Genomic DNA, 26,078 nt, shown 5'->3' on the forward strand with positions numbered 1-26,078 from the left:
ATATGGCTAATTACAGATAACTTTTCGATTGTGGCCCTTGATTGAAGAGCAAATCGATTATACTCAGATCCGGGTAGAATCCATTCTTATCTGAAAAAACTTGATAATACTCTTTTGGATTAGCCAATATACTTTCCTTTTTGGGATGTATAGCATTACGATAATCGATCGTATCCGTGGGAGCTGACACATACTCTTGTGTAAAATTCACAGCGCGCTTAAGCTTGATAGATTTAAGAATAAGTTCCAACTGCGCCACATTAAAATCCACAAGATAGTCGAATTTTGCTTCGTAAAACTGTATAAATTCATCTTCATAGTACTCAAAATAAGCAGAACTACGATAAGCAGTCTGAATACTTAGCCAATGTAGACGCTGCCAGTCAAACTCATAACTTATACGAATATCTTTCATCGGAACACGATCTTTATTGCCATGTTGAATCGGTACAATCAAATCCTGCACACCATTCGCAGAAGCAATACGTGCCCTTGTACGATAACTTTGCTTTTGAAAATGCTCATATTTCTCGATGATTAAAGGAAGATTATGCTCTTGTATCGTATGAAAGTAAGATATCGGTGGAAGATAACATGCCGGAAGTAATAACTGCGATTCCATAAAAACTGATGATTTTTGTTATAAGTGACGCAAAAATAACTTAAATTAAGGATATTTGTAAAGAACAACTGGGAATTTTAGCTATAGCATGAAACAAAAAGCGTTAAACGCATTAATCTATATTATATCTCTTCTCCCCTATTGGTTTCTGTATTTGATCTCCGATGGGCTTTATTACATACTTTATTATATCATAGAATATAGAAAGAATATTGTATTTCAGAATCTAAAAAATGCTTTTCCTGAAAAAACGGATAAAGAGCGGCTTCTTATTGCTAAAAAGTTTTACCGTTTTTTTCCGGACCTCATTGTGGAGTCGATCAAATTGAAAACAATTACTGCTAAAGAAGTTAAAAAAAGAATGATTTTGGAAAATGCGGAAGAATTGACAAGACACCTTGAGGCCGGCAAGAATGTCATTGGTGTAACGTCACATTACGGCAACTGGGAGCTCGGTATACATCGTTTGAGTTTAATCACAAACTTTCCAACGTTGATCGTATACAAACCACTCAATAACAAAGATATTGACAAGGTTTACAATGGCATGCGGGGCCGGTTTGGTGCCGAAATGGTACCTATGAAACAGATACTCCGTCATATCGTAAAATTAAAGGGCCAACCTAATGTCAGCATACTGGTCGCCGATCAAACCCCTTTGTATTCGGATTCCGATTACTTTATTAATTGGCTAAATCAAGAGACATTGGTCTATACCGGAGCCGAAAGGCTTTCTCGAATAAGTAAAGCGCCGGTCGTTTATTGTTCAATCAACAGAAAACCTAAAAGAGGTCATTATTCCTGTAAATTTTACACCTTACTCGAAGAGCCAAGCGGCTTTGGAGAACATGAAATAACCGATTTACATAATCAGCTTGCTGAGCAGCTTATCCGTGAGATCCCAGAATATTGGTTATGGTCGCATAACCGCTGGAAAAGAAAACGTAGAAAATGAGTAAATTACCAAAAGTAGCTGTTGTTATCCTCAATTGGAACGGTCGATTTTTTTTAGAAAAATTTTTACCATCTGTTTATAATAGCTCATACCCAAATGTCGAATTTGTAATTGGTGACAATGCCTCCGATGATGATTCAATTTCATTTGTGAGACAGTATTACCCTACCATTACAATTCTCGAAAATGATCGAAACTATGGCTTCGCAGGCGGCTATAACAAGATATTGCAGCGTGTAAACGCAGATTATTATGTGTTGCTCAATTCGGATGTTGAAGTGAGTCAAAATTGGATCGAACCAGTCATAGAATACTTGGAAAGAAACCCATCTTTGGCAGCTGCACAGCCCAAAATACGCTCATTCCATGATAAGCAGAAGTTTGAACATGCTGGAGCAGCTGGGGGATATTTGGATTACTTTGGATTCCCTTTCTGCAGAGGTAGGATTCTACATGAAGTAGAAGACGACGAAGGACAGTACGATGAGGAATCAGAAATTTTTTGGGCCTCAGGAGCTGCACTTTTTATCCGTTCGGAAGCCTGGAAGGTTGCGGAGGGCCTAGATGAAGATTTCTTTGCGCATATGGAAGAAATTGACTTGTGCTGGCGATTGAAAAAGATGGGATATGGAATTGGCTATTGCCCCAAATCTATCGTTTACCACGTTGGAGGCGGAACGCTCAATGCTAGCAATCCCAAAAAAACCTATCTCAATTTTAGGAATAATATGGTTATGCTGCAAAAAAACCTGCCCTTAGGCAAAGCAATATTTATTATTTTCATCCGACTATGGTTTGATTTTGCTGCGCTTGCCAAATTCCTTATCGATCGAAAACCCAAAGATGCCTGGGCTATCAGCCGTGCGCATCAGTATTTCTTCCTAAATATTTTTAAAAATGCTAAAAAACGTAAAAAACACAACTATCTGGAAAATACAAAAGGACAGTACAAGAAGTCAATTATTGTGGATTTCTACATGAATAGCAAACATAAATTTTCTCAGCTAAAATCAAGTGATTTCAAATAGTTTTTTATTTCCCCAAAATACAAAATGCAAAAAAACGCATTTTAAAAATAAAGCAGTCATTATGACAAGATTCTTTATTTATTTTATTTAAACGTACTTTTTATTTGTAATTTTGCAAAATGTTGGCGATGGATATTGAAAAAAAGATAAAAGACTTAACCGCAGAACTCAATCAGTATAACTACCAGTACTATGTATTGGCGAACAGTGTTATTTCTGACTACGACTTCGACCTTAAACTAAAGGAACTTGAAGCCCTGGAAGCCCAATATCCAGCGTTTGCTGATCCCAATTCCCCTACACAGCGTGTTGGCGGGGATATAACTTCCCGATTTCAAACGGAAAGACACCGCTGGCCCATGCTCTCTTTAGGCAATACATACAGCCAAGAAGAATTGCTTGATTTCGACCAGCGTATCCGAAAAATCATTGGCGATCAGTTTGAATACGTCTGCGAATTAAAATTCGATGGTTTATCCATCAGCTTGACGTATGAAAATGGCAAGCTAAGTAAGGCGGTTACTCGTGGCGATGGCACGCAGGGCGATGTGGTTACCAACAATGTTAAGACAATCCGATCAATTCCGATCAAACTCAAAGAAGGAGCTTATCCAGCGCAATTCGAAATACGCGGAGAAATATTTATGCATAAATCAGCTTTTCTGCGTTTGAACAAAGAGCGCGAAGATAATGCGGAGCCAATGTATGCTAATCCGAGAAATTTCGCTTCCGGAACGATTAAACTGCAAGACTCTGCTGAGGTTGCGAAGCGACCATTAGACTGTTTCCTTTACTTTTTGTATTGCGACAACAGAACAAATCTTTTTCACGACCATTGGAATAGCTTGAACCATGTAAAAGAATGGGGATTTCATGTCAGCGAACATAGTAGAAAATGTACCGCTATAAGCGATGTATTTGCATTTATCGATTATTGGGAGGTCGAACGCCATAATCTTGGCTATGAAATCGATGGAATTGTGATTAAAGTAAATGATTATGCGCAACAGGAAGAACTTGGCTTTACCGCCAAAAATCCAAGGTGGGCAATATCCTATAAGTTCAAGGCTGAACGTGTAGAAACCGAATTGAACTCCATCAGTTATCAAGTCGGTCGTACAGGTGCTGTTACTCCAGTAGCCAATCTTCAACCTGTACAACTTGCAGGGACTACGGTCAAACGTGCGTCCCTACACAATGCAAATGAAATTGCTCGCCTGGATCTGCACGAACATGATACAGTATTTGTGGAAAAGGGGGGAGAAATCATACCCAAAATTATTGGCGTTAATTACACCAAGAGATTGCCTGGATCAACAAGCTTTGTCTACCCAACATCATGCCCCGAATGTGGCTCCGAACTCATACGCCAAGATGGCGAAGCGGTACACTACTGCCCTAATGAAACAGGGTGTCCCCCCCAAATTATTGGTAAAATGCAGCATTTTATCGGACGCAAAATGATGGACATCGAAGGTATGGGCGACGAAACGGTTGACAACTTCTTCAAAAAAGGCTTATTACACAATATTGTTGATATTTATGGCCTAAAAGACCATCAGGAAGATTTACAGCAACTGGAACGTTTCGGTCAGAAATCCATAGAAAATATGCTGAAAGGCATTGAGAAGTCTAAAGAAAAACCGTTTGAAAAAGTACTATTCTCTTTGGGCATACGTCACGTTGGTGAAACGATCGCAAAGAAATTAGCGCTGCACTTTAAAAATATTGATGCCTTGGCAAAAGCATCGGCAGAAGAAATCGAAAGCGTACAGGATATTGGACGTCGCATTGCCGAAAGCGTTAGAGAATACTTGGACAATCCGATTCATCAAGAACAGATTACGGCTTTAAGAAATTACGGCTTAAATTTTGAAATTAAGGAAAAAGAAATTGTTTTGACCAGCAACTTACTGGAAGGGAAAACTTTTTTAATATCCGGTGTCTTCGCAGACCACTCGCGGGAAGAATTAGCGGCATTGATTGAGAGTCATGGCGGAAAGATGGTTTCAGCGATTTCTGCCAAATTAAGTTATCTCGTGGCAGGAGATAAAATGGGGCCTTCTAAACTTGCGAAAGCAGAAAAATTAGGCATCCCGATGATTAATGACAAAGAACTATTCCAACTCATTAATCCAAAATAAGTTTTTTAATTAAATTAATATAAACACAAAGACAAGATGAACGAGCTTCACGGCGCAGGAGTAGCATTAGTCACTCCTTTTAACTCAGATGAATCTGTTGATTTCGAAGCATTGGGTCAGCTTATTGACTTGCAGATCAACGAAGGTATGGACTATTTGGTTTCTTTAGGTACAACTGGAGAAGTTGCCACATTGACCAATGATGAACGAAAGCGCATCTGGGATTTTACTGTCAAGCGCGTGAACGGTAGATTACCTCTGGTTGCTGGTATCGGTGGAAACAATACGGCTGAGATTGTGGAGCAAATCAAAAATTTTGATTCAACTGGATTTTGTGCGATTCTATCCGTTTCTCCATATTATAACAAACCGACTCAAGAGGGAATTTATCAACATTATAAAGCTGTTGCAGCAGCATCTCCCCTGCCTATTATTTTATACAATGTACCTGGACGCACAGGGAGCAATATTTCTGCACAGACAACATTACGATTAGCGAATGATTTTTTTAATATCGTTGCTATCAAAGAAGCTTCGGGTAACTTTGCTCAGTTCAGTGAAATCTTACGGGATAAACCAAAAGATTTTTTACTGATTTCTGGTGATGATCCCGTTACCTTGCCAATGATGGCTCTTGGTGCTGCCGGCATCATTTCAGTAATCGGAAATGCTTTACCGAAAAAAGTAGCAACCTTAACAAAATTATGTGCCGAAGGGAATTATATCGACGCTAGATCGATACATCAAGAACTATTGGATATTACCGAACTATGTTTTATTGAAGGAAATCCCGCTGGCGTAAAATATATACTTCAAGAATTGGGTATTGGAAAAGATATATTACGCCTTCCCTTAGTGCGTATAAGTACAAATACTCAGGCTGCTATAAAAGAAGAGTTAAAAAAAATTAAGTAAATACCGTAGCGTACACTTAAGAAAAGTTTAGATCCATAAAGGATCTAAACTTTTTTGTTTTAATGCTTTGCAACATAACAATATAATACCTACATTTGCACTTCCACAAAAGTGGATTTTTAAATAACAAAATTAATTAACACAATGCAACAGTACGAATCTGTAATCGTTCTTACCCCGTTGCTTTCTGATGATGCTGCGAAAGAAGTAATCGCAAAATTCAAAAACATCTTAACAGAAGGCGGAGCCGAGATTGTCGCTGAAGACAATTGGGGTTTGAAAAAATTAGCGTATCCAATCCAGAAAAAAACTACTGGATTTTATCACTTAACTGAATTCAAGGCTCCAGGTGAATTAATCAATAAATTAGAGGTTGAATACAAACGTGATGAGCGCATTATGCGTTTCTTGACTGTAAGTTTAGACAAACATGCCAAAGCTTACAACGAGAAAAAACGTAGCGGTGCATTCAACAAAAAAGCTGAAACTAAAACTGAGGAGGGCGCAAACTAATGGCTAACGAAAATATCCAATACGTAACTGCTCCTAAAGTAGAGGACAATCGTAAAAAATACTGTCGTTTCAAAAAGAATGGTATCAAATATATCGATTATAAAGATGCTAACTTCTTGATGAAATTTGTAAATGATCAAGGTAAAATCTTACCTCGTCGTTTGACTGGTACATCTTTGAAATTTCAACGTAAAGTAGCTCAAGCTGTTAAACGTGCTCGTCACATCGGCTTGTTACCTTACTTAGCTGATGCAATTAAATAAGGAGGACGATAGAAAATGGAAGTAATTTTAAAACAAGATATCAAAGGCTTAGGTGAGCAAAACGATATCGTTAATGTAAAACCAGGTTTCGGTCGTAACTACTTAATCCCTCAAGGATTTGCAATCCAAGCGACTGAATCTGCAAAAAAAGTTTTAGCTGAGAACATTAAACAAGCTCAGTTTAAACAAGACAAAATCAAAAAAGACGCAACTGAATTAGCTGGTAAATTAGAAACTATCAAACTTTCAATTGGTGCTAAAGCAGGTGAATCTGGTAAAATCTTTGGTAAAGTAAATAGTATTCAAATTGCTGATGCATTGAAAGCGAAAGGTTTTGACGTTGATCGTCGTCGTATCACTTTCGAAGTAGAACCTAAAGAAGTAGGTGAATATATCGCTAACTTAAACTTACACAAAGAAGTGAAAGTTCAAGTTCCTTTCGAAGTAATTGCTGAGTAATTCAGTTTATTTAGTCAATAATAAAAAGCGGCTATCCGAAAGGATAGCCGTTTTTTTGTTTCTAACCTTATGCATACCTCAAAAAAAACTCGCGTTACGGAGAGTAACGCGAGGCATAATCTAGGGTATTTGAAAGGGAAAATCTTTATCTAATTACGTTTTTATCTAAAAAACACTCAAAAATAGAGTTAAAAAACTAAAAAAAGTAAGTAATAGCGATAAAATCAATTTTTACTCATTTTTCATACTCAAAGAAAGTAAAAAATATGCATTTTCACAAATAAAATTGATTTTTTTTGATAAAAAAAACATAAAAATCAATAAAAAGCAAAAATATAATGCTAATTATAAATAATTATATAATAATAAAGATAAAACGAGTGCTGAAATCAAATAAAATCAAAAAAAATACTAATAAAAAAAAGTAGAATCACATTTTATTGGGAATTAACAGGATAAAATTCAAAAAAACAAATAAAACACACACACATCTTCAAAAAAAAAACAATTAAAACGAACTGATCAAACAAAAAAAAGCCCGAAATATGAATTTCAGGCTTTTTTGGTCTTTATAGTTCGTTAAGCCAGTTGCTTTTCTAATTTCTCGTTCAAAACAGACTTTGGAACAGCACCGATTTGCTTATCAACAATTTCTCCATTTTTGAAGAATAACAAAGCAGGGATATTACGAATTCCATAACGTACTGAAATCTCTGGATTCTCATCCACGTTGACTTTCCCAATAACCGCTTTTCCTTCATAATCCTTCGCCAATTCCTCCACTACAGGACCTACCATACGACATGGTCCACACCACTCTGCCCAAAAATCGATTAATACTGGTTTGTCTGCTTTTAAAACAACTTCTTCAAAGTTGCTATCTGTAATTTCTAATGCCATAATCTTTTAATTTTTATAAACCGAAGTTAGATGTATATTTTTTAATTGCTAAAATCTATAAACAAAGATAATAACAACTATTAATGAATTTGTAATCTTAATTACACAAATTCCAATCCAAACTAGTTCAGTCGATAATTTACACCTTCAAACTTATCGATGCAATCCAAAAATTCATTTGTAAGGTTTATTTTCAAACTTTTAGCTGGCATTTCGACAGATATCTCATCCTGCGGATCCCAAATTTTAAACTTCAATTGACAACTTGGCACAACACCCTCAATCTCGTTTTGCGCAAGTATATCCTTAATTCCATCTAAAAATGCTTCGTTCAATTTAGGCAATGGAATATTAATCGTAAAACTTTTAGCCATCTTTTCGCGAAGATCAGAAAGCAATTGTACACTGCGTAGTTCAAAGCCCCAATTTCCGACTTGTCTAAAGCGCTCCTGTACTAAGCCTCTTAACTGCACAAAGTATCCCTCCTGCAAATATCCCTTTAACTTCACATATTCTTCGCCAAATACCGCCATATCATAGGAATCACTATAATCTTCAATGATAAAAGAAGCAAAGGGCTTACCATTCTTTGTTAATCGATGATTCGCAGAAGCTATAATACCCCCTATTACCAATTCCTTGTTTTTGATTCGATTGAACTCAAGTAAAGTCTCTTCATCAACCTCTGCCGCCTTAACCTTATTGATCAATGCTAAGTCTGAAACTGAATTCTGACAAAAATGCTCGATCTCAAAACGATAGGTATCCAACGGATGACTAGTTAGATAAATACCAATGACCTCTTTTTCATATTTAAGCTTTTCAATTAACCCCCATTGTGGACATGGCGCCAACACGGGCTCCGGCAATTCAGCTCCACCATCACCACCAAAAAGACTTGCCTGGGCTGAACTTTCATTTTCCTTATAGCGCTGTCCGAAACGTATCGCCTTTTCCATGCCGGTTGAATTTTCGTCGGAGTGGAAATATTGTGCACGATGTGTATTTTCGAAGCTATCAAATCCCCCAGCATAAGCTAAGCTCTCAAATGCCTTTTTATTGACAGCACGTAAATCAATACGCTTCGCCATATCAAAAACGGATTTATATAAACCCGATTGCCTTGTCTGAACAATAGCATCCACAGCCCCTGCTCCAACACCCTTTACAGCGCCTATTCCAAAACGAATAGCGCCTCGCTCATTCACTGTAAATTTATAATAGGATTCATTCACATCAGGTCCAAGTACTTCTAACCCCATACGCTTACATTCTTCCATAAAGAATGTTACTTGCTTGATATCATTCATATTGTTAGAAAGTACAGCCGCCATATATTCAGCAGGAAAATGTGCTTTCAAATAAGCTGTCTGATAGGCTACCCATGCATAACATGTAGAATGGGATTTATTAAATGCATAACTCGCAAAAGCTTCCCAATCGGTCCATATCTTCTCCAAGACCTTGGCATTATGCCCCTTCTCCTCGGCCTGCGAAATAAACTTAGGTTTCATCTTGTCAAGTACAGCCTTTTGCTTCTTACCCATAGCCTTCCGCAGAACATCGGCATCACCTTTCGAAAATCCAGCTAACTTTTGAGATAAAAGCATTACCTGTTCTTGATATACTGTAATACCATAGGTTTCTTTTAAATACTCCTCACAGGCATCCAAATCGTAAATAATCGGATCTATGCCATGCTTACGCTTAATGAAACTGGGGATATATTCAATTGGCCCTGGACGATAGAGTGCGTTCATCGCAATCAAATCTGCGAATACCGTAGGTTTAAGGTCACGCATGTACTTCTGCATCCCTGGAGATTCATACTGGAATACACCAATCGTTTCTCCACGTTGGAAGAGCTCATACGTAAGCTCATCATCAATTGGAAACTGATCTGGATCCAGTATAATACCATGGCTTAATTTGACATTCTCGACGGTATCTTTGATCAACGTCAGCGTCTTTAAACCTAAGAAGTCCATTTTTAGCAAACCAGCACTTTCCACCACGTGATTATCAAACTGCGTTACATAAAGATCAGAGTCTTTTGCTAAAGAAACAGGAACAAAGTTAGTAATATCGTCGGGTGTGATAATAACGCCGCAGGCATGAATACCTGTATTCCGCACAGAACCTTCTAATACCCGGGCTTGCCGGATTGTTTCGGCTTCCAGCCCCGCACCATCGGCAATAGATTTCAATCTATTGACGGCTTCAATTTCCTCTGTCCTAAGCTTCTCCTTTAAACCAGCGTCATCTAGCGTAAAAATTTTGGATAATTTAAGATTTGGAATCAGCTTAGCAATTTCATTAGCATCACCTAAAGGTAAATCAAGTACACGGGCTGTATCTTTAATGGATGATTTAGCAGCCATTGTACCGTAGGTAATAATCTGGGCAACTTGACTTGCACCATATTTATTGATTACATATTGCATGACGCGTCCACGCCCCTCGTCATCAAAATCGATATCAATATCGGGCATAGATACACGGTCGGGATTTAGGAAACGCTCAAAAAGCAAATCATACTTAATCGGATCGATATTTGTAATCCCAAGACAATAGGCCACAGCTGAACCAGCAGCAGATCCCCGTCCAGGCCCCACCGACACCCCCATCGCTCGTGCGGCTGCAATAAAATCCTGCACAATCAAAAAGTAACCAGGATAGCCGGTTTTCTCGATAGTAGCCAACTCAAAATCTAGCCGCTCACGAATATCATCCGTGATTTCTTCGTAACGTTTTTTAGCACCTTCATAACAGAGGTGTGCGAGGTATTTATTCTCGCCTCGTTTTCCGCCATCTTCAAGATCCGCTTCTACCTGAAACTCTTCAGGTATATCAAATTTAGGCAGAAGAACATCGCGATTTAGTTTAAAAATCTCAACTTTGTCAACTATCTCCTGAATATTCAAAATTGCTTCAGGAAGATCCTTAAACAGCGCCTTCATTTCGTCAGAAGACTTGAAATAATATTCCTGATTCGGCAAACCAAAACGGAATCCCCGGCCCCTACCTTTTGGAGTCGAAAGCTTCTCCCCATCTTTCACACACAATAAAATATCGTGCGCATGGGCGTCACCTTTCTTTTCGTAATATGTATTGTTGGTCGCAACAATTTTAATCTGATATTTGCGGGAAAATTTAAGCAAGGTTTGGTTCACACGGTCCTCATCTTCCTGGCCATGGCGCATCAACTCGAGATAAAAATCATCACTAAAATGCTCTTTCCACCATAGCAATGCCTCCTCGGCCTGGCTCTCCCCTATATTCAGTACTTTATTAGGAACTTCTCCTTGCAGGCTTCCTGACAAAGCGATAACATCCTCCTTATATTGAAGAATAAGATCTTTATCAATCCGGGGTACATAATAAAATCCTGAAGTGTAGGCGTAAGAAGCGAGCTTCGCCAGATTATGATAACCGCGCTTATTTTTTGCCAACAACACAATCTGATAACCATTATCTTTTCTGGACTTATCTTTGTGGTTTTCACAGACAAAAAACTCACACCCCACAATGGGCTTTAAGAGCTGACCAGTAGGTTCTTGTCCATTCTCAATAGCTTCCGCATTTTGAGCTTCAATTTCCTTGTTATGACCTATAACGCGAGAAACAAACTCAAAAGCTCCCATCATATTGCCATGATCCGTTAATGCAACAGCCGGCATATTATCCTTGATCGCTGCCGAAACCAATCTATCGTACGACATCGTTGACTGAAGGATTGAAAACTGAGAATGGTTATGTAAATGGGCAAATTTAGCATCCTTTAAGGCTGCCAATGCTTCAGCATCCACAACAACTCTATTCTCTTCAGGCTCGGATTGCCTTCTAATTTCATCAGAGGCGGCTTTTAAGTTTACATGCTTTAGCCCCACCGTAGGTATAGGACCCGGATTATTGATTTTAAAATCAACGAAGTAACCCGTGTCCACCTGAAGATCTTCGGCAGTAAACACTTGTCTTCTCACCAGCTCCAAAAAACAACGTGCTGTCGCCTCTACGTCGGCAGTGGCATTATGTGCTTCGGCAAATGGTACTCCAAATAAATAGGAATGTAACTCGGTCAAATTGGGCAACTTAAACCGCCCGCCACGACCACCAGGAATTTTCAGTAGTTCAGCGGTTACTTCCGTACAGGTATCTAAAACAGGCATATTCGCCATATCGGTTGTGATACCATAGCGATAAAATTCGCAGCCCATGATATTCAAATCAAAACCAATATTCTGACCAATGACAAACTTGGCTTTATTTAATGCGATATTGAATTTCTCCAGGACCTGCTGAATTGGCGCCCCTTGCTCTTCCGCCAAGGCAGTGGATATACCGTGTATTTTTTCAGAGTCATAGGGTATATCAAATCCATCTGGCTTAATTAAGAAATCTTGATGTTCGACCAGATTCCCCATCTCATCGTGAATCTGCCAAGCTAATTGAATACAGCGAGGCCAATTGTCCGTATCCGTAATTGGCGCGTCCCAACGCTTAGGTAAACCCGTCGTCTCCGTATCGAAAATAATATACATAAAATTCTAACCCCTTTTAATCCAACACATTAAACACAATACAATTTGCATTTTTTTGGATTTGAAATTTACGAAATTATTAGAGAAGATTGTGTCAGATTTTTGCGAAAATAAACTATCAAGATAGCGCATTACACAAGAAAGCTTCTTAAACTAAACGTTAACAAAAAGCTGAATTTAGATCTATCTATCGCAAATAATCAGTCTGTCATCGTATTTTTTTTCTAAGGGGGGATGCAAACATATCCTTGCTCAAACCGTCTTAAAAACAATCTTCCTATAGGGATAAATACATCAAATTCAATACTGTAATAGTTACACTATCCTATGGATTTAGTATATTTGACTTTGACCCATAAGTTCATGATTAAAGCTATCTTTTTTGACATCGATGGAACTTTGCTAAGTTTCAAAACACATCAAGTTCCCGAATCTACTCAACGTGCATTTCAATTATTAAAAGAAAAAAATATCAAGGTGTTTGTATCAACAGGAAGATCCTACAATCAGCTCGAGCATATTCACTATCTTAATTTTGACGGTTACATAACCTTCAATGGCGGATATTGCGTTACAAAGGAACAGGAAGTTATCTATAAAAATAATATTCATGAAAATGATATCCGCTCCTTATTGCACTATGCCAAAAAACATGAAGACTTGACTTTTTCATTTATGTCAGAAAAAGAAATTTCGTTAAATCGGGCTACACCTGAGGTGTTAGCGATGTACAAGCAGGTTAATGTCCCTACTCCACCTATTCGCGATTACGAACGGGATTTTGATCTAGACACGGTGATGCAGATTAATGTTTTCATCAGTCCGGAAGAAGAAGCCGAATTTATGAGAAACGTGATGCCGAACTCAATCGCATCAAGGTGGACACCAATTTTCGCCGATATTAATCCGATGGGTCAGAGCAAAAAGATAGGAATAGATGTTTTTTTAGATCATTTCAACTTCACCCGGGAAGAAACCATGTCGTTTGGCGATGGAGGCAATGATATCACCATGCTAGCACACACACATATTGGAGTTGCTATGGGCAATGCAAATCCCGAGGTCAAGGAAATTGCAGATTATATAACTGACAGCGTCGATGAGAATGGTATCTGGAATGCACTAAAACACTTCGACATCATCTAAAATAGCTGGACCGACAATGTCATTCGAGCGGTATTGCTGTTACTGTTAAATAATAAATTATATTTTTGAGGAAACAGATAGGCTAGACGCTTTTGGAAATCGCCTAATAATGTGCCACTAAACTGATCTTCGAAATAATGGTTTACACGATAGCTAACTTCCAGTGTGAGCACCGTTGATGAACCCGATAGTCGAATACGGACAGGATGGGAGGACATCGTATTATAACCATTTTTGATAGCATGCTGTATCATAGGAAAAAAAATGAGTGGTGGCAGCCTAATCTCCTCGTCGCATGGAAGTTTATTTTCCCATTTCACGGAAAAACCTTCCGCGACAACAAGTTCTATTAGCTTCAAATACTTCTTCAACAAGTCAAGCTCGATGTGGATCGATTCAAACCGATCGGCCTGTAGCTCAAGCATCTGTTTTTGAAAAGCAAAATATTCATCCAAACTTGTTTTATCACCTTTAAAAAAATGCTCCATCAAAAAACTATCGAACTGACTATTCCTAAAAGATAAGCGATCCGCAAGCGGCAAAAGTTCCTCATTTATTAAGACTTTTTTGCCAAAAAAACGATTTATTATACCAGACATTTGTTAAATTGCTGTAGATTCCAAATACAAAAATAAAAAAAGATTATGTCAAATATTGCAATAGTTATTGAAGAAAGGGCTGCCGATATAGGCAATTTCCTGGTTGGACGCCTTCTTCCCTTCCGGCAAAAACGCATGGTGGGCCCTTTTATCTTTATTGATCATATGGGACCCGATACGATTATCGAACCGCACTTCATGGACATTGCCCCACATCCACATATCGGCTTATCAACGCTGACTTATCTGTTCGAAGGCAATATTATGCACCGTGACAGTCTGGGAAATGCCGTGGAAATCAAACCTGGCGCGGTAAACTGGATGACAGCAGGAAAAGGTGTTACACACTCCGAAAGAACGCCGCAACAATTGCGATCCACATCCCATAATTTGCATGGACTCCAAATTTGGGTTGCTCTACCTAAAGAGCTCGAAAAAATGGAGCCTAATTTTGTACACATCGAACAACCTCAGCTTCCCCAATGGACTGAAGATGGGGTGTCCTATCGGTTAATTGCCGGAGAAATTAAAGAACATCGCTCCGAAGTGCCCGTTTACAGTCCGTTGTATCTGATCGAAATGAAAGCGGAAGAAGACGCGACGATTAAACTAGGGGATAATCTCTACGGCGAAAGTGGTTTATACATCTTGGATGGAACTGTAAAAGCAGAAGGTCAGGAATTCGGACCAAAACAAATTTTGGTCGCCAAAGATGCAAAACTATGCGAATTCCAAATGAAAGCAGGTACTTCGGTATATATTTTTGGCGGAACCCCATTTCCGGAGCAACGTTATATCGACTGGAACTTTGTCGCCTCGGATTTAGAAACGCTGCGGGAGGCAAGAGCTAAATGGGAAAACCATGAATTCCCAAAGGTTCCGGGCGACAATGGCTATATTCCCATCCCACCAGCAAATCCTAGCTTGGGCAAAAAAAAAGATCAGTAAAATCATACTGAAAATAAAAATATCGTTAAATTCAACGAGATCAGCTCAACATGCTGAAACAACAAATATTTACCCGAAAAGGCTTGAACTCATGAATCAATTCCAGCCTTTTCTGGCGTGGATCCCAAATAAACTGAAAAGACAGCTAATGGTCGATCCCACTCACACCGCCAGAAACGACCAACTTCATCGCATCTGTGGGAGACATCTCCAATTTTTTCACCTTATCCGCACTGATAATGACCACCTGGCCTGCAAAAGAATACGAGTATGGAAAATAGACCATCACTTCGTCTTTAAGACCTATACTTTTCAAATCATGCTGCGTCAAAAATCCGATCTTCTTCAGACCAAATTCATTGACAGTCACCAATACAGGCTCATTAAATTTCTTTGCATCGCCAACAAATGCCTCAGTAAAGTCTTTTATGGAGGTGTACAACGTATTTAAGAGTGGTATCCTTTTGATTTGGTGGTTAATCCAAACTTTAATTGGATCGGTAACAAAATTTGTAAATATAACACCGGCCAAAACCAGTACCAAAATGACAGTCAAAATACCTATACCCGGAATATAGAGTGGATGTCCCTTTTCATCCTCCAAAAAATGCTCGGTCAGATTTAACGAAGAATCAATTGATGCCACAATCCAGACAATTAGAAAGATCGCACCGGCCAATGGAACAACAACCAAAATCCCGCGAATCAAATAATTAATGAATCCCCTAATCAATTTACTAAACATGATCTCAAAATAAAATACTATTCAAAAATGCAGAATATCCTTTACTATTCATAAAAATATACTCTTTTTACCCGCTGAGAAATACTCGTGAGCAATTCATAGGGGATAGTCCCGATTGCCTTGGCCGACGATTTGATATCGGGATATACGATAACTTCGTCTTCCTCACCTACCTCAACATCAGTTACATCAAGCATACACATATCCATACATATATCTCCTATCGTAGGAACCAAAACACCGTTAACCATCATTTGACCTATGCCATTCCCAAAACGCCTATCGTACCCGTCTGCATAACCGATTTTTATCGTGGCAATCTTACTATCTCTATGCAGGACGCCATGACGATTATACCCAACGGTCTCACTGGCTGCAAGGTATTTTATTTGTGTTACATTGGTTTTTAGTATGCTTGCCTCACGGATTGGCAAATCATGGCGCTCAATATCAACTCCATAGAGACCGATCCCCAACCTGACCATATCAAAATAAGCATTTGGCCACAATTCGATACCTGAAGTGGCAGCAATATGACGGAGAAAAGAATATCCTATACCATCCTGCAGACGTTTTGTGCACTCATTAAGCAGATCAATTTGTCGCTGAGTAAATTCGTTATCCCTTTCATTTCCTGCAGACGCTAAATGGGAAAATGCCGATTTTACTTTTAAAATGGATGCCGTGTTGAGAAAAGTTATCAATTGATCGACCTCATCAGGCATAAATCCGAGGCGGTGCATCCCTGTATCAATCTTAATATGAATTGGGAAGGAGTTTACCTGTTTACCCTTCAAAAAATTCAAAAAGGAGAACAAAATTCTAAAACTATAGATTTCCGGTTCAAGATTATATTGCACGATGGACTCGAAAGAGCTTTCGTCGGGACTCATCACAACAATCGGTAGTGTGATGCCAGCGCCCCGCAAATCAACTCCTTCATCGGCAAAAGCTACGGTAAGATAATCCACACGGTTAAATTGCAAAAGATTGGCAATTTCAAAACTGCCACTTCCATAAGAAAAAGCTTTTACCATGGTCATAAGCTTCACATGCTTTGGCAGTAATTGTCTGTATACATTCAAATTATTTTCCAGTGCATTCAGATTAATTTCAAGTACTGTATCATGTGATTTGGCCACTAATTGCCCACTGATACGCTCAAAATGAAATTCCCGCCCTCCTTTCAGCAATACGGTTGCATTCTCAAAAGAAACGGATCTCATATCAGCTAAGAAAGCAGTTGTGTCCATATAAGAAATAGAAGGTACATCGAACTGCGACGCCAATTTCGGCAAAACCTCACCAATCAATATCAATTGATCCAAGTGGTACTCGCTAAGCAGACGTTTTAGCTTGGCCAAACTTTTGACATCATCTATACTGACACCTGAGATATCTGATAAAATCAACATCTTAAATGGATGTTGGCCCTGCTGATTCAAAAACTCGAGCGCAATTTGCAGTGCATCCAAGTCATTACTATAGGAGTCATCGATAATTGAACTATTATTTTTCCCCTTTTTTAACTCGAGACGCATGGCCACGGGTTGCAGGTTCTTAATTCGAGCAGCAATTACCGCACCCTCGTATCCAAACCGCAACATAACCGCGACACAGTTAATTGCATTTTCTACATTTCCTTTGTCCACAAATGGCACTTCAACAGCGAAGGTACGACCCGCATAATAGAAGGTAACCAGTGTAAATCGATCATTGATCTGCTTGATCGAATAAACCTCTAAAGAAAGTCCTTCCTCAAACCCCCAAGAAAACTTACGCGGTCGATAAGGTAACTGAACATTTTCGAGATAACTGTATGGAAAGATGATGGTTTCCACATGTGTAAATAGCTGAAGCTTTTCATCAATCTTCTCCGCTTTCGATTCAAAACCTGTCTTATGGGCGACACCTATATTGGTCAATACACCAATGGTAGGTTTGATCATCTGCTCAAGACGTGTCATCTCACCTTTTTCAGAAATTCCAGCTTCGATGATAGCGAGATTATATTCATCGGATAGTCCCCAAAGTGACAAAGCCACGCCAAGTTGCGAATTGTAGCTCTTGGGGCTTCGATAGATTTTATATTCTGGTGACATCAACTGGAAAAGCCATTCCTTGACAATTGTTTTACCATTGCTACCTGTTATGCCTATGAGGGGATAATCAAATTTTTGTCGATGAAAGGCCACTAATGCTTGCATGGCGACCAAACTATCCTCAACCCAAACGATATTTGCTCCCGATAACTCTACTTCCTGCTGTTCGTCAACTTGCAATACGAAATTCCGAACGCCTTTAGCATAGGCCTCTTTCAAATAATGGTGACCGTCTCTATTTTTCTTTAATGCAAAGAAAATCCCATGATCAGCCTGGACGATCTTACGGCTATCGTAAAATAAATGTTGGACAAAAGAATTGGGATCCGTTATAAATGTGCGATTAGGATGAAAAATCTGAACGATTTCGGATATTTTGTACATTCCTTTGATATTTCTTTAATTGTATCAAAACTGAACATTTTTTTAGTTATTTCATATTATTTTTGAAATTTTGACATTATGTTTAACGAAGAGAACAGAAAGAAAAAGATATTGACACAACGCCAGGCGCAGTTAAAGGCGGAGAGCTATTGTGCCTATCAGGAACGTGCCCAACAGGAAGTTCGCGATAAACTCTATAGTTGGGGACTGAGCGAAGAAGAAGTTGAAAATGTGCTCGCCGATTTAATTGCTGAAAACTTCCTCAACGAGGAACGATTCGCCATTGCGTATTGCAACGGAAAACTACGTATGAAAGGTTGGGGTAAAATAAAGATCAAACAGGCGCTGAAATTAAAAAGAGTATCCGAACCATTAATAAAAATTGCATTTAAACAGATCGACCTAGATGAATATGAGCAGATATTAAGTGACCTCATTGATAAAAAACGGCGTGAAATAGGTAGCAAGGATTTTTATACTGTGAAAAATAAGCTTTATCAATTTGCATTATCTCGTGGTTTTGAAAGTGATTTAATTTTTTCTGTACTGAATTCAAAGGAGTTATAAAAAACACTACAAGAAAGTACATAAATATTTTGCGATATTGATTTTTCGCTCTATATTTGCATCACCAAAAAGGAACGCAATGATCCTTTAAAAATTGAAATAAAATTCCAATGCGAAAATAGCTCAGTTGGTAGAGCACAACCTTGCCAAGGTTGGGGTCGCGAGTTCGAATCTCGTTTTTCGCTCACCTGCCTAGGTGGTGGAACTGGTAGACACGCAGGACTTAAAATCCTGTTCCCGTTAAGGGAGTGCGGGTTCGATTCCCGCCCTAGGTACAAGAAAGCTCATCTAACGATGGGCTTTTCTTGTTATAAACGTAGCGCTTCTAGGAGATTTCGCCTATAGCTAGAAATTCATTCAAAAAGAATATTCCGATTCCTATTGCTTAACATATTTTTTTTCACGGAGATGATCTAGGAATAATAAAAATCGATAGGCATAAAAAAGCGGAATATATAGGATATTCCGCTTTCAATACACTAAACAGGCTTGAACTACTATTTCTTATCCAAAATAGTAACTTCTACCCTTCTATTTTTTTGACGTCCATCAGCAGTTTTGTTATCTCCAACTGGATTTGACTGACCGAAACCTTTCGCAGTGATACGAGACTCCGCAACACCTGAATCTACCAAGAATTTCTTTACTGACGCAGCTCTTTTATCAGAAAGCCACTGATTATACTCCACAGTGCCAGTGGCATCCGTATATCCATCAACTTTGATCTTATTATTGCTTTCTTTCAAAATCAAAGCCAACTTGCTTACTTCAGTTTTTGCCTTTTCAGATAAATAAGAAGAGTTTGTTGGGAACAATAGATCGGAAGATATACTAAATTTAATTCCTTCATCCGTTCTTTTTGCATCATTAAAATCCTTTCTCACATTTTTCAAACCATCATCAGTGCCATCTTTTGTTATAACTGCACCTGGATTGACTACAATAGCTTGTTGTTTACAAGAAAATAACGATAAACTTGCGCATAAGGTTAAAATTCCCAAATTTATTTTTCTAAGCATGTCGTTTGTTACGTATTTAATATCCATTTAAGCAAGTAAATATAGCGAAAAAAGTCAATAAGACTACCTGGTTATTCCAATTCTAACGTAACAAATCTATTTCTTGGCATATACTTTTTCTAAGGTCTTTTTGATCTCAGGGATATTCTCATACAATTTCCAGATCATACCCGAATTTGCATTCTCAATCATCACCGCGATTGTAGCTTGATTTCTTGCACGATAGCTTTCAGAAACATCGTTGTTTTTAATATCAATCCAGCTTCTGAAGCCATACTGTGTAAATAACACATCGGCATATTCTTCATAAAATTTACGCAATGCTTTTAGACCAATCTCTTTTTCAAATGGGTAAGCTGCTATCGATATCGCGGGATTTACCAAAAAACCTTGATATGAATCTTCAACTTTTTCCACCCCCCAAATATCTGTAAATCGCGTTCCTATACTCATTTCATTGTCTCTGCGTTTATAAGCGAGGATATAGTCCGACAAATACTTTTTATAATCTACAAAATCATCTACTTTACCCTTTGGATCCATAATCAAGAAGGGGCGATAGACAGCCATTAATGATTCATTTAAACTCCCACCAGCAATATTTTTGGCAAAAATGACTTTATCATCGGAATAGATCGAAGCCCCTGCATTTCCTACATTACTCATTAACGGATTGGCGCTTATTGAGTGTGCTAATGAATCATTTAACTTCATTTTAAGCTCTGGGGCCAAATCATTGGACTCATCCCCAAAATAAAGTTCATTTCCTGTATGTTTGGTTGCAAATCCATTGATATATGCTGAAATCGGCAAGGGATGAGTAGGTGAAGACATCGCAAGCAAGTAGGTACCCAAACTTTCATTAAATCCACCCATCGGCCGGGATCGAGCAGTACTATCCACCGGAGACCACTTATCCCAGAGTACATCTGCATTCTTTGCATCAGTAAAGTAGCCCCAATTTATACGCTCCCACAGTTTTGTAATATTCATTCTTAAGTTCTGCTCGTCTGGATTATCTTTAGCAAAATATTGTCGAGCGATTAACAGCGACTCCATGATATGAGAAGTACCGCGTAAGTCATAATTTGGAATTGAATCGCGATAGTAAGGCACTCCAGACCGACCATCGTAAAGCGCGGTAAAGACACCTTGGTGCTGTTGAACACCACTCAGAAATTTCACAATCCGCGTCAATCTGCCCAATAGAGCCTGCCTCGATATTAAATTATTCTCTCCTGCAACAAGCAATCCCAGTATGGCATAGCCCGTTTCATTGGTGGATACAACTGCTTGTCGATTTCCTCGATCAGACAAAAACATACCACTGTTTACATCATAGTTGTCTATAAAATAATTGACATGCGCATTCCGAATAAAATTTAACATCTCCGCATCCGTTCCCTTTTTTGTCTGTACTTCTCTAACTTCAGAGAAAGGCGATTCGACATAATTATAGTCTACCCATGCGATTTTGTAATAATATGGTTTGTTATATTCGTCCACCCGATCCAGGGATTTTTGTACATAGATTGGCAAAATTGCTATGGGTTGATAATTAAGCTTGTCTTCTGAGCGATAAATTTTCACGTAGCGAATACTTGGTGTCAGAGGCAATTGCCATACCAGCTCAACTTGCTTATCTACCGAACTTATTTTAGACAAGATGGCAGCGGATGATAGTTTTACTTTCGGAAAGTTCTTGGGCAAAAATTCAATTTGATCTATAAATAATTGATTGGTCTGCGAAGAACTTCCATTTTGTTCGAGGATGAAGGCCGATACAGATTTGCCGATTGAAATTCCAGCAAATTTAGCCACCGGAATAGATACGTTAAGCCAGGTATCATAAGCAAAACCATCGATATAACTGGCAATATCCACAGCATTCGTCCGTGTATCATTTTGTTGCAACGTGACTTTAGGGAGTTGTCCCTTCTCAGTATTGCTTTGAATAAATAGTTTGAATGTCAGATGGTCATCCTTAGTAATTAAGTAAGGAAATTTCTGTTTGTCGTTTAAAATACTTGCTTCCCATTTCCCATTGGGAGAAGAAACGTACCGCAGTGAAAGTGAATTACCCGGTGTAAAAAATAGACTGTCCGACACAGGTAAGCTATAACTTACATTCTGTATCCATGACTCACCGGTATAATGTGCAATACTCTTAGCATAGCTTCCGTTGATAACGCTATTGTCAAATAAAACTTCAGGATAACTTTCGGATCTGGCCAAAGAAGGCAAGATCAGTAACAAAATAAAGTAAAAATATTTTTTCAGCATAAGTCAACATTTTTCACAGGGCTACAATCAAAAACTAAGCCACCACTACGTTTATAACGCAAATGTAACAAAGGAATTCCAATGATATTATCCTAGCTAATTTTAATTTCAGAAAAAATGCGCTAAATTAGCCCCCTGAATATTTTCATAAAATAGATATATGAAAACCACGTTTGATTTTGAAAAGCCAATTGCGGACTTGCAATTGCAAATTGAGAAGGTAACTCAAGTTGCCGAAAAGACTCAAGTTGACATGAGCGCAACAGTTCGTGAACTGGAGGAAAAGCTTGCTTCGACCGAGAAAGATATATACGGCAATTTAACCGGATGGCAAAATGTACAGATGTCACGCCACCCTGATCGCCCGCAGACTTATGATTACATAGAAGCTATATGTGATGAATTCATCGAATTGCATGGTGACAGGAATGTTAAAGACGATAAAGCGATTGTCGGGGGGATGGCCTCAATAGACGGTAATGCGGTTATGATCATTGGCCATCAAAAAGGCAAGAATACAAAAGAGCGTCAATACCACAATTTTGGAATGGCCAATCCTGAAGGCTACAGAAAGGCATTGCGTTTGATGAAAATGGCTGAAAAGTTCAATAAACCCGTTATCACCTTAATTGATACGATGGGAGCCTATCCAGGATTGGAAGCTGAAGAACGCGGACAAGGAGAAGCGATCGCACGTAACCTAATGGAAATGGCTGTATTGAAAGTGCCAATTATATGTGTTGTTATTGGCGAAGGAGCTTCAGGTGGAGCTTTGGGCATTGGTGTTGGAAACAGAGTCTACATGATGGAACATACGTGGTATTCGGTCATTTCCCCAGAGTCCTGCTCTTCTATCCTCTGGAGAAGCTGGGATCATAAAGAAAAAGCTGCTGAGGCTTTAAAACTGACATCTAGAGATATGCTTGGCAATGGATTGATCGATGGTATTATTCCCGAACCTCTAGGTGGTGCTCACCAAGATCCAGCCGCAGCTGCTGCTAACCTAAAAAATCAATTGCTAAAAGATCTTACCGAATTGACGGTTAAAGATAGCGATACATTAGTTTCCGAAAGAATCGACAAGTTTAGTAAAATGGGCGTTGTGACCGAATAACATCTGTCAACACTCCTCTAATCATATAAAGTCAGCTAACCACTGACTTTTTTTTTGATTATGCTCCCCAATAAAACGAGCATTTTCAAATATAGAATAAGCTTCACATCGATCAACTATTTCTGCTAATTCTTAAACTGACATAATGAATAAAAATTAATTCTTTAATTTTTAAACAGTTATCGTAATTTCAAAAAAAAAGGTGAAAAAAATTGGCACAAGGAATTTATTTTCCTACCTTTGCATCACTTTCAAAAACAGAAAGGATTCCGTAGCTCAGCTGGTAGAGCAATACACTTTTAATGTATGGGTCCTGGGTTCGAATCCCAGCGGGATCACTAAAAAAAGCTAATCAAATGATTAGCTTTTTTGCTTTAAAAAAATACTCTGTCCTATTCTATCTTTGTCTCAATACATGCTGCGAAAACATCGATCTTTTTTTGTTAGGTAGGTGTAGACCCTTCTTTTTTTCTTAAATTCTTAGTTTTAGAAAACCATAACCAAATGGGGAACAATTTAGCTTTCAGCATTGCTTGTTCAGTGCTCGTCCAGTGCTTACTCACTGATCCCTCAATTGATACCGAACAATCAATGGGCAAGCACTGTCTAAAAATTAATTTAAAATTGTGGTTAGGTAAAAGTTGGCATTAGAATACATAGATTTTATTATTTATCTTCTTATAATCATTTTAATGGATTAAATAGAATTTTGAGGATTCCGATTCCGCTCAGGACGCGTGCTCGGTATCGATTTAAAAGGTCATATTAACATATCTCATAACTTAGAAGGTAAAAGATCAACAGTCAGCTCCATATTGTTAGATGAGCTTAAATTTGCCGCAGTGGGCTATGGCATCAGAAACTGTAATCGTCGGAGGTGCACATGATTTATTAGAATTTTCAATACAAAAACTTTACGCCATTAGGGGGCATTTCTTTGCGTGTGGAACGCATTTTCTTTATACTGCGCTATGGTAAGATTGCAAGTTCAAATGATTATCAGCAAGGATAGTGGTCTGTTACTGGGAACATTTATTTAGGATACAACAATTGGCCGGGTACAATAATACGAGTTTTTAAACAATAAAAAAGGGGATACTCTCCCCTTTCTATGCTTTTGCCTGCAAAGCCAATGCGTATAATTTCATTTGCTTAATCATTGATAACAGTCCATTTGCTCTTGTAGGTGACAAATGTTCTTTCAATCCTATTTGGTCAACAAAATATAAATCAGCATCAACGATTTCTTTAGCAGTGTGTCCAGATAGCACTTTGACCATTAAACTCACCAGCCCTTTGGTGATAATAGCATCGCTATCCGCTTTAAAATATACCTTTCCATCTTTTATCTCTGGAAAAAGCCAAACTTTGGATTGACATCCTTTGATGATATATTCATCTGTTTTGTATCGTTCATCAATTAAAGGCACCTCTTTTCCGAGCTGGATGATATATTCGTATTTTTCCATCCAATCTGTGAAAAAAGCAAAATCCTCAATCAATTCATCCTGTATTTCATTAATGGTCATACTTATTTTTATATTAAATCAACATATTGACCGCGCGCTGAATTCCCGCAACCAAAACATCTATTTCCTCCTTTGTATTATACATGGCTAAAGAAGCACGGATAGTCCCCGGTATTCCAAACCGGTCCATGACAGGTTGCGCACAGTGGTGCCCCGTACGGACAGCTATTCCGAGCTTATCTAAGATAACTCCGACATCATAAGGATGTGTACCTTCTATTACAAAGGATATCACAGAACACTTATGCTCGGCTGTACCTATAAACCGTATCCCCGAAACTTCAGATAGCTTCTCTGTGGCGTATTGCAATAATTCAAGTTCATGGGCTTCAATACTTTCTAGACCAATTGAATTGATATAATCTATTGCCTCATTTAAACAGATACCAGCTTCAATGTTAGGTGTACCGGCCTCAAATTTAAATGGCAATTCATTATACGTCGTTTTTTCAAAGGTGACCTCTTTAATCATATCTCCGCCACCTTGATAAGGCGGCATTGCGTTTAATAAATCTTCTTTACCGTATAGCACCCCCACTCCTGTAGGTCCGTACATTTTATGGCCTGAAAACACCAAAAAATCAACATCAAGATTCTGAACATCAATTCTTATATGTTGGACGGCTTGAGCTGCATCAACCAACACGACAGCTCCGTACTGATGGGCCATTGAAATAATCTGACCCACTGGATTGATTGTCCCTAGCGCATTTGAAACATAGGTCACTGCAACTAGTTTGGTTTTCTCATTTAACAAGTTCTCGTATGCAACCATATCGAGCTCACCCTTGTCATTCATTGGAATCACCCGGATTTTACAGCCCTTTTCGTCACAAAGCATCTGCCAAGGCACAATATTAGAGTGGTGCTCCATTGCTGAAATAATAATCTCATCACCAGCTTGGATAAAAGCTCTGCCATAACAAGTAGCAATTAGATTAATACCATCTGTGGTCCCTTTAGTGATAATAATCTCCCTGTCCTCTGCGGCATGAATAAAAGCTTGAACTTTTTTTCGAGTTATTTCAAAAGCGTCCGTTGATATCTGACTGAGATAATGCACACCGCGGTGCACATTACTGTTCATATCCGTATAATAGCGAACAATCGAATCGATAACAGCACTTGGTTTCTGTGTTGTTGCGCCATTATCCAAATAAACCAATGGCTTACCGTTTACCTCTCTTTTGAGAATGGGAAAATCAGCACGTATTTTATCTATATTAAATCTTTCCAACTTTGTCTAAATAATTTATACAAAGTTAATAGTATTTTATAGAATACAGGATGGTCAATCTATTT

Annotated in this window: 21 protein-coding genes and 3 tRNA genes; 14 read left to right on the forward strand and 10 right to left on the reverse strand. The window is 38.5% G+C overall.

Annotated features, from left to right (window positions below; translation table 11 throughout):
• Positions 1 to 10: 10 nt before the first annotated feature.
• Entirely contained in the window at positions 11 to 622 is a 612-nt protein-coding gene (locus VXM68_RS00305; RefSeq protein WP_293957775.1) for a WbqC family protein, read from the reverse strand.
• A gap of 88 nt (positions 623 to 710) precedes the next feature.
• Here VXM68_RS00305 and VXM68_RS00310 point away from each other — a divergent pair, with 88 nt between their 5' ends.
• The 7 genes from VXM68_RS00310 (at position 711) to rplI (ending at position 6,899) form a co-directional block, all read left to right on the forward strand.
• Positions 711 to 1,577: a lysophospholipid acyltransferase family protein gene (locus VXM68_RS00310; RefSeq protein ID WP_294186238.1), complete on the forward strand. Its 867-nt coding sequence runs from the start codon at positions 711 to 713 to the stop codon at positions 1,575 to 1,577.
• Entirely contained in the window at positions 1,574 to 2,605 is a 1,032-nt protein-coding gene (locus VXM68_RS00315) for a glycosyltransferase family 2 protein (RefSeq protein WP_294186240.1), read from the forward strand. The genes VXM68_RS00310 and VXM68_RS00315 overlap by 4 nt, the downstream gene beginning before the upstream one ends.
• A gap of 119 nt (positions 2,606 to 2,724) precedes the next feature.
• Positions 2,725 to 4,749, forward strand: coding sequence for an NAD-dependent DNA ligase LigA (gene ligA, locus VXM68_RS00320; protein ID WP_367210133.1), 2,025 nt, complete (start codon positions 2,725 to 2,727; stop codon positions 4,747 to 4,749).
• Positions 4,750 to 4,785: 36 nt separating this feature from the next.
• Complete coding sequence (dapA, locus tag VXM68_RS00325; RefSeq protein ID WP_294186243.1) at positions 4,786 to 5,664, forward strand: 4-hydroxy-tetrahydrodipicolinate synthase; 879 nt, start codon at positions 4,786 to 4,788, stop codon at positions 5,662 to 5,664.
• A 144-nt stretch (positions 5,665 to 5,808) separates the two neighbouring features.
• Entirely contained in the window at positions 5,809 to 6,177 is a 369-nt protein-coding gene (gene rpsF / locus VXM68_RS00330) for a 30S ribosomal protein S6 (protein WP_046671750.1), read from the forward strand.
• Positions 6,177 to 6,440, forward strand: coding sequence for a 30S ribosomal protein S18 (gene rpsR, locus VXM68_RS00335; protein ID WP_028071347.1), 264 nt, complete (start codon positions 6,177 to 6,179; stop codon positions 6,438 to 6,440). Before rpsF ends, rpsR begins: the two co-directional genes overlap by 1 nt.
• Positions 6,441 to 6,455: 15 nt before the next feature.
• The gene (gene rplI, locus VXM68_RS00340; protein WP_293957770.1) at positions 6,456 to 6,899 is read left to right on the forward strand and encodes a 50S ribosomal protein L9; all 444 of its coding nucleotides are present in this window, start codon (positions 6,456 to 6,458) and stop codon (positions 6,897 to 6,899) included.
• A gap of 579 nt (positions 6,900 to 7,478) precedes the next feature.
• Here rplI and trxA read toward each other — a convergent pair.
• A complete protein-coding gene (trxA, locus tag VXM68_RS00345; protein WP_104385830.1) occupies positions 7,479 to 7,799 on the reverse strand; it encodes a thioredoxin in 321 nt (106 codons plus the stop codon).
• A gap of 122 nt (positions 7,800 to 7,921) precedes the next feature.
• Positions 7,922 to 12,340, reverse strand: a complete 4,419-nt coding sequence (gene dnaE / locus VXM68_RS00350; RefSeq protein WP_367210134.1) for a DNA polymerase III subunit alpha — start codon at positions 12,338 to 12,340, stop codon at positions 7,922 to 7,924.
• Positions 12,341 to 12,667: 327 nt separating this feature from the next.
• Between dnaE and VXM68_RS00355 the strand changes: the two genes are divergently transcribed.
• Positions 12,668 to 13,486 carry a Cof-type HAD-IIB family hydrolase gene (locus tag VXM68_RS00355; protein ID WP_367210135.1) on the forward strand — a complete coding sequence of 273 codons (819 nt, stop codon included), beginning with the start codon at positions 12,668 to 12,670 and terminating at the stop codon, positions 13,484 to 13,486.
• On the opposite strand, the gene VXM68_RS00360 is transcribed toward VXM68_RS00355, so the two are convergent.
• Complete coding sequence (locus VXM68_RS00360; RefSeq protein ID WP_367210136.1) at positions 13,483 to 14,085, reverse strand: hypothetical protein; 603 nt, start codon at positions 14,083 to 14,085, stop codon at positions 13,483 to 13,485. The genes VXM68_RS00355 and VXM68_RS00360 overlap by 4 nt on opposite strands.
• Positions 14,086 to 14,130: 45 nt before the next feature.
• Here VXM68_RS00360 and VXM68_RS00365 point away from each other — a divergent pair, with 45 nt between their 5' ends.
• Positions 14,131 to 15,033 carry a pirin family protein gene (locus VXM68_RS00365; protein ID WP_367210137.1) on the forward strand — a complete coding sequence of 301 codons (903 nt, stop codon included), beginning with the start codon at positions 14,131 to 14,133 and terminating at the stop codon, positions 15,031 to 15,033.
• 145 nt (positions 15,034 to 15,178) lie between these two features.
• On the opposite strand, the gene VXM68_RS00370 is transcribed toward VXM68_RS00365, so the two are convergent.
• Complete coding sequence (locus tag VXM68_RS00370; protein WP_293957765.1) at positions 15,179 to 15,778, reverse strand: DUF502 domain-containing protein; 600 nt, start codon at positions 15,776 to 15,778, stop codon at positions 15,179 to 15,181.
• Between the two features lie 44 nt (positions 15,779 to 15,822).
• Positions 15,823 to 18,264 (reverse strand): bifunctional UDP-N-acetylmuramoyl-tripeptide:D-alanyl-D-alanine ligase/alanine racemase, encoded by a 2,442-nt coding sequence (locus VXM68_RS00375; RefSeq protein ID WP_367210138.1) that lies wholly within the window; start codon positions 18,262 to 18,264, stop codon positions 15,823 to 15,825.
• Positions 18,265 to 18,342: 78 nt separating this feature from the next.
• On the opposite strand from VXM68_RS00375, the gene VXM68_RS00380 reads away from it, so the two are divergent.
• The 3 genes from VXM68_RS00380 to VXM68_RS00390 all read left to right on the forward strand — a co-directional run bounded on the left by VXM68_RS00380 (position 18,343) and on the right by VXM68_RS00390 (position 19,106).
• Positions 18,343 to 18,831, forward strand: coding sequence for a regulatory protein RecX (locus VXM68_RS00380; protein WP_294186254.1), 489 nt, complete (start codon positions 18,343 to 18,345; stop codon positions 18,829 to 18,831).
• A gap of 112 nt (positions 18,832 to 18,943) precedes the next feature.
• Positions 18,944 to 19,016 (forward strand) — tRNA-Gly (locus tag VXM68_RS00385).
• Between the two features lie 5 nt (positions 19,017 to 19,021).
• Positions 19,022 to 19,106, forward strand: a tRNA-Leu gene (locus tag VXM68_RS00390).
• 222 nt (positions 19,107 to 19,328) lie between these two features.
• Here VXM68_RS00390 and VXM68_RS00395 read toward each other — a convergent pair.
• Together VXM68_RS00395 and VXM68_RS00400 are read right to left on the reverse strand one after the other, a co-directional pair.
• On the reverse strand, positions 19,329 to 19,877 hold the full coding sequence (locus VXM68_RS00395) for an OmpA family protein (protein ID WP_294184212.1): 549 nt from the start codon (positions 19,875 to 19,877) through the stop codon (positions 19,329 to 19,331).
• 69 nt (positions 19,878 to 19,946) lie between these two features.
• Complete coding sequence (locus VXM68_RS00400) at positions 19,947 to 22,133, reverse strand: glucoamylase family protein (RefSeq protein ID WP_294347664.1); 2,187 nt, start codon at positions 22,131 to 22,133, stop codon at positions 19,947 to 19,949.
• A 160-nt stretch (positions 22,134 to 22,293) separates the two neighbouring features.
• Between VXM68_RS00400 and VXM68_RS00405 the strand changes: the two genes are divergently transcribed.
• The gene (locus VXM68_RS00405) at positions 22,294 to 23,247 is read left to right on the forward strand and encodes an acetyl-CoA carboxylase carboxyltransferase subunit alpha (protein WP_293957760.1); all 954 of its coding nucleotides are present in this window, start codon (positions 22,294 to 22,296) and stop codon (positions 23,245 to 23,247) included.
• A gap of 265 nt (positions 23,248 to 23,512) precedes the next feature.
• Positions 23,513 to 23,585: transfer RNA gene (locus VXM68_RS00410), tRNA-Lys, on the forward strand.
• Positions 23,586 to 24,356: 771 nt separating this feature from the next.
• Here the strand turns inward: VXM68_RS00410 and VXM68_RS00415 are convergent.
• Positions 24,357 to 24,776 carry a SufE family protein gene (locus VXM68_RS00415; protein ID WP_286777194.1) on the reverse strand — a complete coding sequence of 140 codons (420 nt, stop codon included), beginning with the start codon at positions 24,774 to 24,776 and terminating at the stop codon, positions 24,357 to 24,359.
• Between the two features lie 13 nt (positions 24,777 to 24,789).
• Entirely contained in the window at positions 24,790 to 26,013 is a 1,224-nt protein-coding gene (locus VXM68_RS00420) for a SufS family cysteine desulfurase (protein ID WP_367210139.1), read from the reverse strand.
• Positions 26,014 to 26,078 lie beyond the last annotated feature (65 nt).

It is taken from the genome of Sphingobacterium sp. R2, assembly GCF_040760075.1.
Taxonomy (GTDB): Bacteria; Bacteroidota; Bacteroidia; order Sphingobacteriales; family Sphingobacteriaceae; genus Sphingobacterium.